At 70.1% G+C, this 18,535-nt stretch carries 12 protein-coding genes; 7 read left to right on the plus strand and 5 right to left on the minus strand.

What is annotated here, in order from left to right; genetic code table 11:
• Positions 1–7: 7 nt before the first annotated feature.
• The 3 genes from N1027_RS19365 to N1027_RS19375 form a co-directional block, all read right to left on the minus strand.
• Positions 8–1,237: an epoxide hydrolase family protein gene (locus N1027_RS19365; protein WP_259510573.1), complete on the minus strand. Its 1,230-nt coding sequence runs from the start codon at positions 1,235–1,237 to the stop codon at positions 8–10.
• A gap of 101 nt (positions 1,238–1,338) precedes the next feature.
• Positions 1,339–4,209, minus strand: coding sequence for a helix-turn-helix transcriptional regulator (locus N1027_RS19370; protein ID WP_259510575.1), 2,871 nt, complete (start codon positions 4,207–4,209; stop codon positions 1,339–1,341).
• A gap of 51 nt (positions 4,210–4,260) precedes the next feature.
• Entirely contained in the window at positions 4,261–5,085 is an 825-nt protein-coding gene (locus N1027_RS19375) for an aminotransferase class IV (RefSeq protein WP_259510578.1), read from the minus strand.
• 53 nt (positions 5,086–5,138) lie between these two features.
• Here N1027_RS19375 and N1027_RS19380 point away from each other — a divergent pair, with 53 nt between their 5' ends.
• The 5 genes from N1027_RS19380 to holA all read left to right on the plus strand — a co-directional run bounded on the left by N1027_RS19380 (position 5,139) and on the right by holA (position 13,710).
• Positions 5,139–6,602: an anthranilate synthase component I family protein gene (locus tag N1027_RS19380; protein ID WP_259510580.1), complete on the plus strand. Its 1,464-nt coding sequence runs from the start codon at positions 5,139–5,141 to the stop codon at positions 6,600–6,602.
• Positions 6,603–6,713: 111 nt separating this feature from the next.
• Positions 6,714–9,302 carry a leucine--tRNA ligase gene (leuS, locus tag N1027_RS19385; protein WP_372499793.1) on the plus strand — a complete coding sequence of 863 codons (2,589 nt, stop codon included), beginning with the start codon at positions 6,714–6,716 and terminating at the stop codon, positions 9,300–9,302.
• Positions 9,303–9,364: 62 nt separating this feature from the next.
• Complete coding sequence (locus N1027_RS19390; protein ID WP_308199811.1) at positions 9,365–10,270, plus strand: ComEA family DNA-binding protein; 906 nt, start codon at positions 9,365–9,367, stop codon at positions 10,268–10,270.
• Positions 10,271–10,273: 3 nt separating this feature from the next.
• Complete coding sequence (locus N1027_RS19395; RefSeq protein WP_259510584.1) at positions 10,274–12,613, plus strand: ComEC/Rec2 family competence protein; 2,340 nt, start codon at positions 10,274–10,276, stop codon at positions 12,611–12,613.
• Positions 12,614–12,678: 65 nt separating this feature from the next.
• A complete protein-coding gene (gene holA, locus N1027_RS19400) occupies positions 12,679–13,710 on the plus strand; it encodes a DNA polymerase III subunit delta (protein ID WP_259510587.1) in 1,032 nt (343 codons plus the stop codon).
• A gap of 181 nt (positions 13,711–13,891) precedes the next feature.
• Here holA and rpsT read toward each other — a convergent pair whose 3' ends face one another.
• Complete coding sequence (gene rpsT, locus N1027_RS19405; RefSeq protein ID WP_259510589.1) at positions 13,892–14,152, minus strand: 30S ribosomal protein S20; 261 nt, start codon at positions 14,150–14,152, stop codon at positions 13,892–13,894.
• 183 nt (positions 14,153–14,335) lie between these two features.
• On the opposite strand from rpsT, the gene N1027_RS19410 reads away from it, so the two are divergent.
• Positions 14,336–15,973: an aminotransferase class I/II-fold pyridoxal phosphate-dependent enzyme gene (locus N1027_RS19410; RefSeq protein ID WP_308199812.1), complete on the plus strand. Its 1,638-nt coding sequence runs from the start codon at positions 14,336–14,338 to the stop codon at positions 15,971–15,973.
• Positions 15,973–17,031: a ketopantoate reductase family protein gene (locus N1027_RS19420; protein ID WP_259510591.1), complete on the plus strand. Its 1,059-nt coding sequence runs from the start codon at positions 15,973–15,975 to the stop codon at positions 17,029–17,031. The genes N1027_RS19410 and N1027_RS19420 overlap by 1 nt, the downstream gene beginning before the upstream one ends.
• Before the next feature lie 544 nt (positions 17,032–17,575).
• On the opposite strand, the gene N1027_RS19425 is transcribed toward N1027_RS19420, so the two are convergent.
• Positions 17,576–18,460, minus strand: a complete 885-nt coding sequence (locus N1027_RS19425; protein WP_259510593.1) for an NAD-dependent epimerase/dehydratase family protein — start codon at positions 18,458–18,460, stop codon at positions 17,576–17,578.
• Positions 18,461–18,535 lie beyond the last annotated feature (75 nt).

Here is an 18,535-nt window from a genome sequence, read left to right on the forward strand (position 1 = left end):
GCGACCGTCAGCGGAGCGAGCGGAAGGCCGCTCGCAACTCGGCGGAGAACACCATCGGCTCCTCCCACGCTGCGAAGTGGCCGCCCCGGTCGGCCTTGTTGAAGTAGGACAGGCTCGGGTACACCGCCTCGACCCAGCTGCGCGGGCTGGCCCAGATCTCGTCCGGGAACGTCGTGAAACCGACGGGAACAGCGACCGGAGGCGGTGTCTTTCCGGAGGCGCCGACGGCGGCCAGGAACCGTCCGAACTCCCAATACCAGCGGGCGGCAGAGGCGCCCGTGCCGGTCAGCCAATACAAGGTGATGTTGTCGAGGATGCTGTCGCGGGTGAGGTTGCCTGTGGGAACGCCGTCGACGAAGGCGCGGGAGATCTTGTAATAGCTGTCGGTGTCGTGGTCGAGCATCCACGCCGCCAGTCCGACGGGGGAATCCAACAGGGAGTATCCGATCGTCTGCGGCCGCGTGGACTGTTCGAAGAAGTAGCCGTACCCGTCGGTGGTGAACTCATTGAGTGCCGCGAGCGCGGTGCGTTCCTCGTCCGACTCAGCGGGCAGATGATCCTTGATACCGATCGCCACGGCGAGCAGGTTCATGTGGACGCCGACCAGACCGTCGGGTGCATGACGACCCATGGCATCCGAGACCGCGGCGCCGACATCGCCTCCTTGAGCGACGTAACGCGTGTAGCCGAGGCGGTCCATCAGCTTCGCCCAGGCGTTGGCGATCGGTCCGTTCTCCCAGCCGAGCTCGGTCGGCGCGCTGGAGAAGCCATACCCCGGCAACGACGGCAACACGAGGTGGAAGGCGTCGTCGGCCGAGCCGCCGAACGCGGTCGGGTCGGTCAGCGGCCCGATGGTGTCGAGCAGCTCGATGACCGAGCCCGGCCAGCCGTGGGTCATGATGAGCGGAAGTGCATCGTCATGCTTCGAACGGACGTGGATGAAATGGATGGTCACCCCGTCGATCTCGGTGGTGAACTGAGGCAAGGCGTTCAGCCGCGCTTCGATTCGTCGCCAGTCGTATCCCGACGCCCAGTATCGGGCGAGCGCCTGCAGCGTTTGCAGCTGCACTCCTTGTGCGCGGTCGGCGACGAGCTCGGGCGATGGCCAGCGTGCCGCCTCGATCCGGTGAGTGAGATCGGCGAGCTGGGTGTCGGGGATCGCGACACGGAACGGGGTCAGGCGGGGGTCGGTCTCGGTGGCGAATGCCGTCGACGACGCGTCGGTGGGTGCAGACATGGAACATCTCCTCGTACGACTTGGGCCATGCGGCCGTCTCCACGATGCTGGGCGGCCACCCCCGGTCGCACCGGGTGGACTCCCCGGTGCATACCCCGGGATCAGACGTCGTGCCCCTTGAAGGTTCGGCGGAGCTCACGCCGGGTCGTGACCCCGAGTTTGGTGAAGATGTGGTGCAGGTGCCATTCGACCGTTCTCGGGCTGATGTACAGCGCCGTGCCGATCTCGGGGTTCGTGAGCCCTTCCACGGCGAGCTTGGCGACGGTGGCCTCCTGAGGGGTCAAGCCCGTGGAGATCCGCTCGTCGCGAGTGCGCACGGTCTCCCCGGTGGCGAGGAGTTCCCGGCGGGCCCGCTCGGCGAACGCGACAAGCCCCATCGCAGCCAGTGCCGAGTGGGCGGCGCGGAGCTGGCCCCGTGCTTCGGCGCGGCGGCGCTCGCGGCGCAGCCATTCGCCGTAGAGCAGCCGCGCACGAGCCAGTTCCACCCTCACCGTGGTGCGAGCCAGGTGTTCCAGGCCGAGGCGGTGAAGTTCGTCGGCGGATTCGCCTTCGCTCACCAGCGCACGCCGGCTCGCCGCGACGCCGAGCGCCCACTCGGTGCCACTCTGGGCGGCCATGGCGGAGAGGTCGTCCAACGCGGCCTCGGCGACCGGCAGATCACCGATCCGCGCGGCCGCCTCGACGAGCTCCGCGAGAGCCCACTGTGCGGCGCCGAGCTCGAGGGGGCATTCCGCCGCGATCCGTGCCGCGTCGAGCGCATCCTCATACCGCCCCAGCCCGTTGTAGAGCACGGCGCGTGCCCAGTGGATCAGGGTGACCCCGGCCCCCTCACCGCGGGCACGGACTCTCTCCAGAGCGTCGTCGAACATGGCCTCGCCCCGTTCCAGATCGCCTCTCACGGCAAGGAGACCGATCTCGCCGTAGGGGGCGAGACCGCTCCCTGTGAGGTCGGCGACGAACCGGGACTCCTCGACCAGATAGGCCGCGGCGGCCAGATCGCCGGTGAAGAGGTGCATGATCGTGCGATCCACCAACGCCCGGGGCAGCGCGTCGAGCACTTCGGCCGCACGGGCGACCATCACCTGGCGGCGGGTGAGCACATCCCAATCCCGGTCGTCCCACAGCGAGGCTGCGGTCGCGGCGGCCAGCCGGGTATCGCTCAGCAGGCCGTCGGGTTCGTGCGCTGCGGCCGCGAAGGCCTCGACGGCGCGACGTGAGAGCGGCAGCGCTGGTGCGAATCCCTCTGTGAAGCGGATGGCGAGCGCCTCGAGAAGCGCGTCGCGTAGGCGCGGCGGGTCCGCCGGCGGTGCGTGCCGAACCGCCTCGGCGACCTCTCTGGTTCCGGGTCCGGCGGCGAGTCGTTCGGTGAGAACGGCCGCGGAGAAGGCGTCGACATAGGCATCCCTCGCGAGGCGCGCATCGATCGGTTCCAGGCGCCGGGCAGCGGAGAGCAGCAATGGCAGTGCCTCGTTGCCGTTGTGCGCCCCGAACGAGTTCTCGGCCCGCACCAGCTCGATCCGCGCCCGATCGGCGTCGGCCAGCGATGGCACGTCGACCAGGCGCAGCAGGTTCGAACTGTCGGCGAACCCGCCCGCGCGCGTCTTCGCCTGAGCGGCATCGAGATTGCGTCGCACCCGTTCCGACGGATCCCCGGTCAAGGCAGCTGCCCGCTCCAGGAATGCTGCCGCTGCCGCCAGGCCTCCCTGCGCAGTGGCCCGGGTTGCAGACCGTTCGAGCTCATCGGCGACGGCGTCGTCGGGCCCGACGACGGCACGGGCACGATGCCACGCCGTTCGATCGGGATCCGCCTCTGCATCCATGCTGTCCGCCAGCGCCTGGTGCGCTTGGCGGCGCTGGGCGGGAGTCGCCGACCGATAGATCGCCGAGCGCACGAGCGGATGCCGGAACCGCACGGTGCCGTCCAGCTCGATCAGGCCCGCCGTCTCGGCCGGCGTCGCCGCGTCGGGCTCAATCCCGAACCGAGCCGCTGCGCGCTCGAGCAGGATCCGGTCACCGACGGGCTCGGCAGCCGCAAGGAGCAGCAGGCGTCGGGTCGCCCGAGGGAGCGCCCGTGTTCTGCGCAGGAACTGCTGTTCGAGGCGGTCTGCCATGGGTGTGGCCTTCAGCCCTCCTTCACTCTCGAAAGACAGCTCGCCCGCCGAGAGGCCCCGCGGCAGTTCGAGCAGGGCGAGCGGGTTGCCGTGACTTTCGGCCACGATCCGGTCGCGCACGGCCGGCTCGATCGTTCCGATGACGGCGGAGTCCAGGAGGGCGATCGACTCGGCGGCGCTGAGGCCCGTCACGACGAGTTCCGCGAGCCCGTCGAAACGTCGCGCAGTGGAGGTGTCCCGAGTGGAGACGATGGCGACCACCGGCTCCATCCCGAGTCGGCGAACAGCGAACTCGAGGGCCTGAGCGGAAGCATCGTCCAACCATTGGGCGTCGTCGACGCAGCAGATCAACGGCCTGCTCTCGGCCAGTTCCGACAGAAGTGTCAGCACCGCCAGACCGACGAGAAAACGATCGGGAGCCGCGCCCGATTGCAGGCCGAAGACCGTTCTGAGCGCGTGGTTCTGGGGTGCTGGGAGTGCGTCGAACCGCGAGAGGAAAGGGGCGCACAGCTGATGCAGGCCGGCGTAGGCGAGCTCCGCCTCCGACTCGACGCCGACGACCCGCGCCACTTGGCAGTCGGTCGCCTGCTCGAGCAAGAACTGCAACAGGGCGCTCTTGCCGACCCCGGCCTCGCCGCGAACGATGAGAACCCCACCACGGCCCTCTCGGGCCGCCGTCAGCAGGCCACTCAACCTCTCGCATTCGGGTTGCCGGCCGATGAGTCGAGACGGACTTCCAGGCTGCGGCACGCTCCCCACCCATTCCTGTGGATTGCGAGCCCGTTCGGCAAGTCCCCGGCCAACTGCACGGGCATCATCAGTTGGACTCGTCCACGAACCGCTGCCCGGCAGTCTAGCCATCGGGTGATCGGGCGTCCATGGCGGTCGGGCTGAATGCCGCGGCCGAGTGGGTCAGAGGGGGCGGGAGAGGGCGTCGAGACGTTTGCGCCAGGTGGCCGCGCGGGAGGGGCGCACCTCGAGCACGGGGCCGTCGATCCAGACGTCGACCACGCTGATGCCGTGCAGGGCGCTCACGATCCAGAGCTCGCAGCCGTCGAGGTCGGCGGGGCGGGCACGCTCCTCCACCACGCGGGTGCCGGTGGCGGTGGCGATCAGACGGATGCTCCGCGCGGTCACACTCGGCACCCGCGCGAGATCGCTCGATGGCGCGACCAGCGTCTCGCCCCGCCACCACAGCAGCGCCGAGCTCGATCCGTCGACGATGTAGCCGTCGTGCAGCAGCACGACCTCGTCGGCGCCGTTCTCCTGTGCGGTCGCGCGGAGGGCGAGCAGCCGCTCGAGGTCGGGGCCTTTGACGCGCGGAACCCGTCGCGGGTCGGCGGCCTCGTGCGTCATGAGCACGGCCGACTCGCGCAACCGCGGCGCCACGCGCACGCGCAGCCGCAATTCGTACTCGGCGGCCGATTCGCCTCCGTCCGTTCCCGTGCCGGCGGCCACGCGCGCCAGCTCCACGCGCGGAAACAGGGCCCCCGAGCGGAACGCCCGCAGCCGCCCGATCGCCGCCCCCCAGAACGCCTCGGCTTCAGCTTCGGATACCTCGGCGGCCGACTCCTCGACGCTCGTCAGGAACCTTTCGCGATGCGCATCGATCGCCCGCACCCGCCCCGATGCCGAGACGAACCAGGAGTCGGCGACCAGCAGTTCGTCGTGCGGCCGCAGCTCGCTCTCGATCAACGCGCCGCGGGCCCAGACGAAGGTCGCGGGGGCCTCTGCCACGGTCGATCCTCCTTCGTCGCGCCACGTTCTGCGCCACGTCCTACGCTAGTGCAATGCCCCTGACGCTCCTTCGGCGAAGGCTGGACGTCGAGCTCGACCCGGCCGTCGCGTTCGGCGCCCTCCACGCGCGGGCGCAGAACGCGTTCTGGCTCGACAGCGGGGTGCATGCCGCAAGCGGCATGAGTTACCTGGGGGCCTCCGACGACGTGCGGCGCTGGTCGTCGTGGGCCGAGGTGCTGTCGGGGCTGAGTGAGGTGGGCGCACTCGAAGGCGAGGCCGGTGAGGGTGGCGCCGATGCAGAAACGGGCGGAGCGGATGCGCGACGCGACCCCGACTTCCGCCTCGGCTGGGTGGGGTGGCTGGCCTACGAGCTCGGCACGCTCGACGAAGAGCAGGCGGGTCGCGTGCCGCACCCCGCGCATCCGGTGGCCGTCTTCCTGCGGGTCGACCGGGCAGTCGAGTTCGACCACGCGACGGGCGCCGTCACCCTGCTGGCGCTCGATGCTCCGGATGCCGAGTCCTGGTTCGCCGAAACAGCAGCGGCCCTCGAAGCGGCGGCCCGCGCCGCCGCGAACGCCCCAGCGTCCGCACCGGGCACCGCAGGGCGAGCAGCCGCCGAACCCCGCGCATCCGCTCCTCTCCGCACCGCCACGGTGCGGCACCACTACGACGCCTACGCGCACCTCGTCGAGGAGTGCAAGCGTGTGATCGAGCGCGGCGACGCCTACCAGCTCTGCCTCACGAACGAGTTCGGCCTCGACTACGAGCCCGGCGGCGAACCCGACCCGCTCGAGACCTACCGACGCCTTCGCGCATCGAGCCCCAGCCACCACGGCGGCTACCTCCGCGCCGGCGACACGGCGCTCCTCAGCACCTCGCCCGAGCAGTTCCTCGCCGTGACACCCGATCGAACCGTCATCACCCGGCCCATCAAGGGCACGCGCCCCCGCGGCGCCGGCCCGGTCGAGGATGCCCTACTGCGCGCCGAACTGGCCGCGAGCGGGAAGGAGCGAGCCGAGAATCTGATGATCGTCGATCTCATGCGCAACGACCTCTCCCGCGTGTGCGCCGTCGGCTCGGTGCGTGTGACCGAACTGCTCGAGGTGGAGAGCTATCGTCAGGTGCACCAGTTGGTCAGCACTGTCGAGGGCACCCTGGCTGAGGATGTGAGCGCACCGGATGCCGTCGCCGCCTGCTTCCCGGCCGGCTCGATGACGGGCGCGCCCAAGCGCAGCGCCATGACGCACCTGGCGGCCTTCGAGGGCGCCCCGCGCGGCATCTATTCGGGGGCGTTCGGGTATCTGTCCTTCGACGGATCGATCGACCTGGCCATGGTCATCCGGAGCATCGTGCTCACGCCGGGTCGCGCATCCGTCGGTTCAGGAGGAGGCATCACGGCGCTCTCGGATGCCGCCGACGAGGTCGAGGAGACCCGGGTGAAGGCGGCAGCGCTGCTCGCGGTGCTCGGAGCCGAGGCGCCCCAGGCCCGCTCACGTCGGGAACACGGCAACCTTTAGTACTGTTATTGCTTGGTGCGCCCGGGTGCACCGTCCCGAGCGTCCACCTCTGGCAATGCCGCCGCTGCCGGTGGTCGCCTGCGCACAGCAACGAATGAGAGTCACGTGGTCATCGAGAACACTTCTGCCACCGGTCCGTCGCACGACGACGCGGAGCGCTACGACTTCCAGGCCATCCAAGACAAGTGGATGCCGATCTGGGAAGACATGAAGCCCTTCCAGAGCGACCTCGAGGGCGACAAGCGCCCCCGCAAATACGTGCTCGACATGTTCCCCTATCCCTCGGGCGACCTGCACATGGGCCACGCGGAGGCATACGCCCTCGGCGACGTGATCGCGCGCTACTGGCGGCAGCAGGGCTTCAACGTGCTGCACCCGATCGGGTGGGACTCCTTCGGCCTGCCCGCCGAGAACGCGGCGATCAAGCGCGGCCTCGACCCGCGCGAGTGGACCTACGACAACATCGAGCAGCAGCGCGTGAGCATGAAGCGCTACGCGACCTCCTTCGACTGGGATCGCGTGCTGCACACCTCCGACCCCGAGTACTACAAGTGGAACCAGTGGCTGTTCCTCAAGATGTACGAGAAGGGCCTGGCCTACCGCAAGGCCAGCTGGGTGAACTGGGACCCGGTCGACCAGACGGTTCTCGCCAACGAGCAGGTGCTGCCCGACGGCACCTCGGAGCGCTCCGGCGCGGTCGTGGTGAAGAAGAAGCTCACCCAGTGGTACTTCCGCATCACCGATTACGCCGACCGTCTGCTCGACGACCTGCGGCAGCTCGAAGGATCCTGGCCCGCCAAGGTCATCGCGATGCAGCGCAACTGGATCGGTCGCTCCATCGGCGCCGACGTCGACTTCGCCATCGAGGGCCGTGACGAGCCGGTGACCGTGTTCACCACGCGCCCCGACACGCTCTACGGCGCGACCTTCATGGTGGTCGCCCCGGACTCCGACCTGGCCCAGGATCTCGTGGCCACCGGCCCGTCCGACGAGGTGCGCACGCGTTTCGCGAGCTATCTCGCCGACGTGCAGAAGTCGTCGGAGACCGAGCGTCAGGCCACCGACCGGCCGAAGACGGGAATCTTCCTCGAGCGCTACGCGATCAACCCGGTGAACGGCGAGCGGCTGCCCATCTGGGCCGCCGACTACGTGCTGGCCGATTACGGGCATGGCGCGGTCATGGCCGTGCCGGCGCACGATCAGCGCGACCTCGACTTCGCGCGCGCCTTCGATCTGCCGATCCGCGTCGTGGTCGACACCCTGCAGCCGGTGACCGGCGCGATTCCGGTGATGCAGGGCGACGAGCTCCCCGAAGACTGGCCGACCGACATCAACGACCTCAACCCCGCCACCACCGGCCTCGCGCTGGCCGGCGAGGGGCGCTTGATCAACTCGGGGCCGCTCGACGGACTGTCGAAGTCGAACGCGATCCGCAAGATCATCGAGATCCTCGAATCGGCGGGCACCGGCCGGCCGGCGAAGAACTACCGACTGCGCGACTGGCTCATCTCACGGCAGCGCTACTGGGGCACGCCCATCCCGATCATCCACGGCGCCGACGGCGCAGAATACCCGGTGCCGGAAGACCAGCTGCCCGTGCTGCTGCCGCCGACCGAGGGTCTGAACCTCACACCGAAGGGCACGTCGCCCCTCGGTGGGGCCACGGACTGGGTGAACGTGCCGAATCCGGTTGACGGATCTCCCGCACTCCGCGACGCCGACACGATGGACACCTTCGTCGACAGCTCCTGGTACTTCCTGCGCTTCCTCTCGCCGAACGACGAGACCAAGGCCTTCGATCCGCGTGAGGTCGACAAGTGGGCGCCGGTGGATCAGTACGTGGGCGGCGTGACGCACGCCATCCTGCACCTGCTCTATGCACGCTTCATCACGAAGGTGCTGTTCGACCTCGGCTACGTCGGCTTCACCGAGCCCTTCAGCGCCCTGCTGAACCAGGGCATGGTGCTGATGGACGGTTCGGCGATGTCGAAGTCGAAGGGCAACCTGGTGCGGCTCTCCGACCAGCTCGACGAGCACGGTGTGGATGCGGTGCGCCTCACGATGGCGTTCGCCGGTCCACCCGAAGACGACATCGACTGGTCGGATGTCTCGCCGGCCGGCTCGGCGAAGTTCCTCGCCCGGGCCTGGCGGCTGGTGGGCGACGTGACGTCGCCGGCATCCGTGAACTGGCGTGACGGGGATCGTGCCCTGCGGCGCGTGACGCACCGGTTCTTGGCGGAGGCGCCCGGACTCATCGAGTCGTTCAAGTTCAACGTGGTCGTCGCGCGCCTGATGGAGCTCGTGAACGCGGCCCGCAAGGCGATCGACTCCGGCCCCGGCGGTTCCGACCCTGCGGTGCGTGAAGCCGTCGAGACCGTTGCCCTCGGCCTGTCGCTCTTCGCGCCGTACACCGCGGAGGACATGTGGGCGCGGCTCGGCTACGAGCCCTCCATCGCCAACTACGGCTGGCGGGGAGCGGATGCGTCGCTCCTGACCGAAGAGACGGTCACCGCGGTCGTTCAGGTCGACGGCAAGGTGCGTGACCGCATCGAGGTGTCGCCGAAGATCGACGGCGCAGCCCTCGAGGAGGCGGCGCGCGCCCTGCCCTCGGTGGTGCGCTCGATCGGCGACCGCACGGTGGTGACCGTCGTCGCGCGAGCGCCAAGACTGGTCAACTTCGTCACAAAGCCGGCCTCGTAGGAGTTATCCACAGAAGTCTGTCCGGCCGCCCCGCGGGTACTCCGGGTTCCTAGCCTTGCCGCATGGCAGCTGGGTTCGGATCGCGACGCGGGGCGAGCGGGCGGGCGCGCCTTTCCCGTGCACGTCGGGCGGAGCTCGATGCCGGGCCGTCGGAGCCGGAGGCTGGGCTGCCACCGGAGCCAGGGGTCGGGCTGCCGTCGGAGCCGGAGGCTGGGCGCGCATCGGAGCCGCAGGTCGGGCCATCGATGCTCGAGGCTGGGCCGTCGGTTCGTGTCCGGGTCGGTATCGGTGCGGCGATCGTGCTCGTGGTGGTGGGGCTCGTGTGCTCCGTTCTCATCACCGCGCTCTCACCGGTCGGGGTCACGACGACGTTCGGTTCCGACGGAGAATCGGCGGCCGGGTCGCAAGCGGATGGAGCGGCGGCCGCGTCGGCCATCCCGACTCCCTCCGAACGCGATGGGCCTCCCGATCGCGACGCCGACGGTACGGGTGCCGTGCTGCTGGTGCACGTGCTGGGAGCGGTGGCATCACCGGGCGTCTACGAGCTCGACGAGGGTGCGCGCGTCGTCGACGCGGTGGCCGCGGCGGGGGGGTTGGCTGATCAGGCTGATCAGGCATCCGTCAATCTGGCGCGCCCGCTGGTCGACGGCGAGCAGGTGCGGGTGCTGGCCGTGGGTGAGGTGCCGCCTCCCAACGGCTCGGGTGAGGCTGGCGCTGGGAGCGGCGCTGCCGGAGGGGGAGCCGCGGGCGGCGCAGGGGCGTCCGGCGCCGCGGGCGCGAAGGTCAACCTCAACGCGGCCACGGAGCTCGAACTCGACGGCCTGCCGCGCATCGGGCCCGCGATGGCGGCCCGCATCATCGCCTGGCGCACGGAGAACGGCCCGTTCACCTCGGTCGACGACCTCCTGCAGGTCACGGGCATCGGCGACAAGACCTTCGAGGGTCTCCGCGATCTGGTCACGGTCTGAGCGATGCGCGCCGACCTCCGTCTCGCCCTCCCCGCGGCGCTCGCCTGGGCCGCAGCATGGCTTCTCGCCGGCGCTCCCGACCTCGCGGCTCCGGCCACCGTCGCAGCGTGGCTGATCACGGCTGCGGCCACCGTGAGCCTCCTCGCTCGTGCGGTGAGCGGTGGTTCGGCGCGGCTGCGCACAGGCCGGCTGCCCAGCGTGGTGCTCGCGGGGGCCGCCGTCGCGCTGGTGTGCTCGTCGGCGTTCGCGCTCGGGCACCTGCGACATCCGCCGGAGCTCGAGGGTGGGCGATCCCGGGCCGGAGAGGCCCTGGTGACGATCACGGGCGTCGCCAAGCCCGCCGCGAGCGCCGCGTTCGGTGCCGATGCCGACGGGCAGCGTGTGACCGTCGACGCGGTACTCGACTCTTTCATCGCCGGCGATACACGCACCCAGGCCCGCGCCCCTACGCTGGTCTTCGCCACCATCGCCCAGGGCGCGCGGCTTCCGATCGGCAGTTCCTTCCGCGTGCACGGCACCCTGACGCCCTTGGCGGCGGGCGAGTCGAACGAGTTCCTCCTCTTCGCGCGCGACGGTCCCCAAGCCGAGCGCGGCCCGCCCTGGTATCTCGACTGGGCCGACACGGTGCGCACGGGGTTCCGGCATACGACGGCCCACCTCCCGGGCGACGGAGCCGATCTCCTCGCCGGTCTCGCCATCGGAGACGACAGCAGCGTCGTACCCGCCCTGCACGACGCCATGACGGTGAGCGGACTCACCCACCTCACCGCGGTCTCGGGTGCCAACTGCGCGATCGTCGTGTCAGCCGTGATGCTGGTCGGCGGCGCTCTCGGACTCCGGCGGCGCCTCCGGGTCGGCGTCTCCGTTCTCGTCCTGGGGCTCTTCGTCGTGCTGGTCACCCCGGAGCCGAGCGTGCTCCGGGCAGCCACGATGGCGGTGATCGTGCTCGTCGCTCTGGCGGCGGGTCGCCCGTCGAGCGGTCTCCCGCCGCTCTGCCTCTCGGTGGTGGTGCTGCTCGCACTCGATCCGTGGCTCGCCCGCAGCGCCGGATTCGCGCTCTCCGTTCTCGCGACTGCCGGGCTCCTGCTGCTCACGAGGCCCCTCGCATCCGTCGGCGAACGATTCCTGCCCCGCTGGCTCGCGCTGGCCGTCGCGGTGCCGGTGGCCGCGCAGCTCGCCTGCCAGCCGGTGCTCTTCCTGCTCACACCGCAGATCACGCCCTACACGCTGCCGGCGAACATCCTCGCCGAGCCCGCGGCCGCGGCGGTCAGCGTGCTCGGGCTCGTCGTCTGCCTCCTCGGCGTCGTCGCTCCGTCGCTCGGCGCGCTGGTCGCCTGGTTGCCCTGGCTTCCCTCGGCCTGGATCGCGGCGGTCGCGCGCTTCTTCGCGAGCGCACCGTTCGCGGCCATCCCCGTGCCCGACGGTGCGCTGGCCGCCTCGGTGACCGTCGTGCTCACGCTGCTGTTCTTGGTGGCGGTGTTCGCGTCGCGTCGGCATCCGAGACTCGCACCCCTGGCCGGGCTGTTGGCCGTGCTGAGCGTCGTGGTGGGGGCCGGCACGGTCGCGGGTGGCGCTTTGGCCCGCTCCGCCGCCGTTCCGCGCGACTGGCAGGTGGCGGCCTGCGACATCGGTCAGGGCGACGCCGTGCTGTTGCACAGTCGCGACCAGATCGCTCTGGTCGACGTCGGCCCCGATCCGCGGCCGCTCGCCGACTGCCTCGAGCGGATGCAGGTGCACCGCATCGACCTCCTCGTGCTGACCCACTACGACCGCGATCACGTCGGTGGTCTCGACGCCGTGATCGGTCGCGTCGACACCGTCCTGGTCGGGCCGACCGACGGACCCGCCGACGAGCGGCTGCTCGCCGAGCTCCGCGCCGGCGGAGCTCAGGTGGCCGACGCGGCGCGCGGCCAGAGCGGCGCCTTCGGCGACTACCGCTGGGACATCCTCTGGCCCCGTGCGGCCTCACCTCTCGCCGGCAACGAGGCGAGTGTGACGGTGCTCTTCACCGGTCCGTTACGTCTCATCTTCCTCGGCGACCTCGGCGAGCAGGCTCAGGATGCGGTGCGTGCGGCGAACCGGATCGGCCCCGTCGACGTCGTGAAGGTCGCCCACCACGGCAGCGCCGATCAGAGCGAGCGGCTGTACGGCGACATCCGTGCGGTCATCGGCCTGGTCTCGGTGGGGGAGGGAAACAGCTACGGTCACCCCACCGACCGGCTCCTCGGCATCCTGGGCCGGGTCGGCACCCGCGCCTTCCGCACCGACCTCGAAGGCCTGATCGTGGTGTCGGGCACCTCCGCCACCCTCGCGATCTGGACGGAAAAGGGCGAGCCGCCGTAGCTCCGACCGGCGTCTCGTGTCGGTCGCGGCGGCTAGGCTGAATGCCGATCGACGGGAGAGTCAGCATGGCAGTCGCGCGCGGCAGATCCGCGGCCAAACCGGCCGCGAAAGCGGCGATCCCGCAACTCGAGTGGAACCAGGTGCGCCCGGCAGCCGTCTTGCTCGTCACGGGGGCCGAGACCTTCCTCGCCGAGCGCGCCATCCGGCAGCTGCGCGACCTGCTGAAGGCCGAAGATCCGAGCCTCGAGATCACCGACGTCGACGCCGCCTCCTACACGCCGGGCGAGCTGCTCTCGCTCGCGAGCCCGTCGCTGTTCAACGAGCCGCGGCTCATCCGGGTGTCCGCCGTGGAGAAGTGCACGGATGCGTTCATCGACGATGCGATCGCGTACCTCGGCTACCCCGCCGACGACACCTACATCGTGATGCGCCACGGCGGCGGTGTTCGCGGCAAGAAGCTGCTCGAAGCGATTCGGGCCGCCACCGGTGTCGCGATCGAGGTCGTCTGCGCCGAGATCAAGCGCGACGCCGACAAGTACGAGTTCGCCTCGGCGGAGTTCCGTGCGGCAGGAAAACGCGCGACTCCGGGGGCGATCCGGGCTCTCGTCTCCGCATTCTCCGACGACCTCGCCGAGCTCTCGGCAGCGTGCGCGCAACTCGTGTCCGACACGGGCGAAGAAGTGACCGAGGTCACCGTCGAGCGTTACTACGCGGGACGGGTGGAGACGAATGCGTTCGTCGTGGCCGACTCCGCCATCGCCGGCAACTACGGCGACTCGCTCGCGCTTCTCCGCCACGCGCTCGCCTCGGGTGCCGATCCGGTGCCGATCGTGGCCGCGTTCGCGATGAAACTGCGCACGATGGCCAAGGTGCTCGGCACTCGGGGCGGCTCGGGCCAGCTGGCCGGGCAGCTCGGCATGGCTCCGTGGCAGGTGGATCGGGCGCGCCGCGATCTCTCGGGATGGACCAGCGAGGGCCTCGGCCGCAGCATCCAGGTGCTCGCCGAGACCGACGAGAGCGTCAAGGGCGCCGGCCGCGATCCGGTGTTCGCGCTCGAGCGCATGATCGGCATCGTCTCCTCCCGAGGCACTCTCTAACCCGCCCTCTCACGCATCCGAAACGACGGAGCTCGCCCGCCCCCGCGGACCATGGCTCCGTCGTTTTCGTGCAAACGCACAATAGTCCGTCGTTCTGGGCCACTCCGAGCACGCAGGAATCACCCCGGCGCACGAAAAGGGCCCCGCCGAAGCGGGGCCCTTTTTCGTGTGCAGCGCAGGATCAGAGCGCGGCGACCTGCTTGGCGATGGCCGACTTCTTGTTGGCCGCCTGGTTCTTGTGGATGACGCCCTTCGACGCCGCCTTGTCGAGCTTCTTGCCGGCGATGAGCAAGGCGGCCGCAGCCTGGTCCTTGTCACCGGCCACGACGGCGGTGCGGGTGGCGCGGATGGCGGTCTTGAGCTCGCTCTTGACGGCCTTGTTGCGCTCCTGCGCCTTCTTGTTGGTGCCGATGCGCTTGATCTGCGACTTGATGTTTGCCACGGAAGTAACCTCTGTATCTGATTCGGATGAGTGCGGTGCGGTGGTCCGCTGCGGCTGGGCCGCGGAGAGAGCCACTCGCTGTTCGCACCCAGCAGAAAACATGTGGATGCGTAAGCCAACAGGCAACATTACCAGTTCTCGCGCGCCCGAACAATCCGACCGGGAGCGGTAGCGTTAAACCCTATGCCTCGTCTCGCCCTGCACACCGAATCGGTGCCACCTTCCGGCATCCGTCGCATCTTCGAATTGGCCCAATCGCTCGACGATGTCATCTCCCTCGTGATCGGCGAGCCCGACGTGCCCGTCGACCCGGCGACGCTGGATGCCGGCTCCCGCGCCTGGCTGGCAGACGACACCGATTACACGCCGAACGGCGGCATCCCCGAGCTCCGCGAAGCGATCGTGCGCACGGTGGCGGAGCACAACGGCATCCTCACCGACCCCGAACGCGTCTGGGTGACGAACGGCGCCACCCAGGGCCTGCACCTGGCCATGGGCCTGCTGCTCGACCCGGGCGACGAGGTGCTGGTACCCGATCCGGGGTACACCACCTTCACCATGAACGCCCACCTGCTCTCGGCCACCGCCGTGCCTTACCCGCTGCGGCCCGAGAACGCCTTCGTGCCCGACCTCGTCGAACTCGAGCGTCTCGTCACCGATCGCACCCGCGTGATCATCGTGAACTCGCCTTCGAACCCGCTCGGCGCCGTCTTCGACCGCCCGACGATGCAGGGCCTGCTCGACTTCGCCCGCGAACACGACCTCTGGGTCATCAGCGACGAGGTCTACGAGCGCTTCACCTACGGCACCCCGCACGTGAGCATGGCCAGCTTGGCGAGCCCCGGCGTCGGCGATGACGACCGCGTGTTCACCGTCTTCTCGGCGTCGAAGACCTACGCACTCACCGGGGCTCGGGTCGGCTGGCTGCTGACGCCTCCCGGGTTCGCCCCCCTGCTCCGCTCGGCGCAAGAAGCCATGATCAGCTGCGTCAACACGCCGGCCCAGCGCGCGGTGGTCGCGGCGCTGACCGGTCCGCAGCAGTCGGTGACGGATGCGGGCACGCACTACCGCGAGAACCTCGCGCGGGCCACGGAGATGCTGCGTGAGCGTGGCATCCGTTATCTCGACCCTGCGGGCGCCTTCTACCTGTGGGTGGATGTCTCCCACGCGAGCCGGGGCGACGTGGCCGAGTGGGCCGAACGCTTCCTGCTCGAGCAGCGCGTCGCCGTGGCGCCGGGGAGCGCGTTCGGTCGGATGGGGGAGGGTTGGGTGCGCTTCTGCGCCGCTGCCTCGCTCGACTATCTGCTCGAGGGAATCCGCCGGCTGCCGGAGCCGCCTCGCATCGAGGTGCGCCTGATCCGCCCTGAGGAGTACGAAGCGGTGTCGCGGCAGCGTTTCGCCGCCTACGCGCACGACTACGAGATCGGCGGAGAGTACGCCGACAACGTGCGCGCCGTCGAGATGCACGCCACCGTGGCCGAGGTGTGGGTGGCCGTGGATGTCGCGACCGGCGACATCCTGGGCTCGGTGACGCTGCCCCGTGCAGGCGAGGCGCTGACCGAACTGGGTCGGGCGGGCGAGCTGGAGTTCCGGCTGCTGGCCGTCGATCCGGGCGCCCGCGGTCGCGGCATCGGGCGCCTGCTCACCGAATTCGTGCTCGACACCGCGCGCAGCCGTGGTGCGAGCCGCGTCGTGATGAACAGCGGAACCGACATGGTGGTGGCACACCGCCTGTACGAATCGATGGGGTTCGCCCGGATGTCGGAGCGCGAGAATCCGCCCGGCATCGAGCCCACGCGCGCCTACGGTCTCGATCTCTGATGCGGATCGCCGTCATCGGCGCCGGAGCCGTCGGCGGAGTCATCGCGGCGCTGGCCGACCGCGCCGGCCACCAGGTGGCGGTGACCGCTCGGGGTGCTCAGCTCGACGCACTGCAGCAGCGCGGCCTGCACCTCAGCGGGCACTGGGGCGAGCACACGGCTCGGCCCCACGCATCCGCTGCTCTCGAAGAGCGACCCGATCTCGCGGTGCTGACAGTGAAGGCTCAGGATGCGCACATCGCGCTCGCCGAGAACGCCGAGTCACTGAGGGGCGTGCCTCTCGTGGTGGTGCAGAACGGCCTGGGTGGGGCGGAGGCCGCGGCCGCACAGCTTCCGGCGACAGCGGTGGTGGGCGGGTTGGCGCTGTTCGCCGCGTCGTACCTGTCGCCGGGCGAGGTGTCGATCACGACCCCCGCCGCGACCTACCTCGGCCTGCCCGCGGTGCGGCTCGACCCGGCCGCGCAGGCCGGCTCCGCCGACCGCGTCGCGCCGGCCAACCCCACCGCGCCGGCGCCCGGCGACGCGGCACTCCGCCTCGCCACCGCCACCCTCGGCGCGTTCATGCCGATCGAGGTCACCCACAACTTCGCGGGTGCGCAGTGGACCAAGCTGATCGTCAACCAGGTCAACGCCCTCCCCGCCATCACCGGCCACTCGGTGCAGAACACGATCGCCGATCCGCGACTGCGCGCCGTGCTCACCGACAGCATGCGCGAGGCCGTCGGCGTCGCCCGCGCCCGCGGTGTGCACTTCGAGACGTTGCTCGGTCTGAGTGATCCGCTCCTGCGAGTGTTCGCCGCCGCGCCCCGGCCGGTCGCCCGACTCCTGCCCCTGTTGATGTCGCGCCGTGTCGGAAAGACGCCGAATCCGGGTTCGACGCTGCAGAGCATCCGTCGCGGTCAGCTCACCGAGATCGACCACTTGAACGGCGCGGTCGTGCGCGAGGCGTACGCCGCCCGCCTCGAGGCCCCCATCAACGCGCGCCTCGTGGCTCTCGTGCACCGTGTGGAGGCCGAGGGTGCGTTCATCACCCCCACCGAGGTCGCCCGCGCCGTGTAAGTGTCGCGCGTGCCGGCGCCGCGGCAGCGAGATCGAGTGGGCACGTTTTGTCGCCGCAGCACGCGTCTGGCGACGAAACGTGCCCACTCGATCGGGCCCGAGCGGCCCGCAGCCGACACACCGCCAAACTCGCAGCCGCGGAACGAGAACGGGAGGAAAGGTTCGCGAATGAGCGGGGTGAGGCTCCGCACTTTCGGTTCGATTGCGCAAGAGTCCGTCGTTTCCGACAGGCAGGCGCCAGGACCGAACGTAACGGGCCCTGCTCGACGCCCCGGGGTGGTCGGGACGGGAGACGAACGCAGCGCGCTGCTCTCGAACGCCCCGGGGTGGTCGGCATGGGAGGCGAACGCAGCGCGCTGCTCTCGAACGCTCCGGGGTGGTCGGCGCGGGAGGCGAACGCAACGGGCCGCTCCCAGCCAAGCCAGGGTGAGCGCGCGGCCGCGCCAGCGACCGCACGCGAACATGTCGCGCGGCGCCGGGCAGGGACCGGCGACGCCCGAGGACGCCGCGCGAAGCACGGCGCCCGAGGCAGCTAGCACTACAGCTAACCCAAGTACGTGCCCGCCCGGAGCTCGTCGACGAGCGACGGGCCGTTCGGCTCCCAGCCGAGGTCGATGCGCGCCGCCGATCCGGTGGCCTGCTGGTCGAGCATCAGGGCGTCCGCAAAGGGAGCGCCGAGCCGGGCCCGCGTCTCTTCGACCGATGACGGTGTGACCCGTCCGTCGAGCCCCGCAGCGGATGCCGCCGCCTCACCGAGCTCGCGCACGGTGGGGTTCTGGCCGCTTGCGCCGATGTAGTACGACCCGGCGTCGGCCAGGTCGAAGGCGAGAAGGTACAGTTCGGCGAGGTCGTCGACGAACACGGTCGTCCAGTGCTGCTCGCCCGACCCCACCAGAGCGAGAGCGGGGGCGACGCCCGAACCGCGCGGCGCATCCTGAATCACCGAAGGAATTCCGCGACCCTGCCCGAACACGATGCCCGGGGCGATGATCGTCGTCTTGATGCCCTCCGCACTCCGCACCCGCGCCTCGATCGGCAGCCGCCAGGCGGTGATCGCCGGCGGGTCGAACGGCGTGCTCTCGGTGATGGAGGCGCCCGATCCGAACACCCAGGCGCCGCCGGTGTGCACGTAGGGCTTGTCGCTGCCCTCGAGCCCGGAGAACACGGCGGAGACGAAGGCGTCGTCGACGGCCGCCGCATCGGAGTCGTGGGCGGCCAGATGGATGACCCCGTCGCTCTCGAGAGCGAGGTGGCTGATGACCTCGCGGTCGGTCAGGGTGCCGAGCACCGCACGGGCGCCGGTGGATTCGATCGCGGGGATCTGATCGGCGTTGCGCACCAGCGCCACGACCTCCCGGCCCTGTGCACGAAGTTGACGGAGAACTGCCGAACCGATGAACCCGGTCGCGCCGGTGAGAAAGATGGCCATAACCCAATTCAATCGAACGATCGGCCTTCACGGCAGGGCATGGCAGAATAGGTCGTCCCGTCATTCGGCGCGCCA

The sequence above is a fragment of the Herbiconiux aconitum genome, from assembly GCF_024979235.1.
Classification (GTDB): domain Bacteria; phylum Actinomycetota; class Actinomycetes; order Actinomycetales; family Microbacteriaceae; genus Herbiconiux; species Herbiconiux aconitum.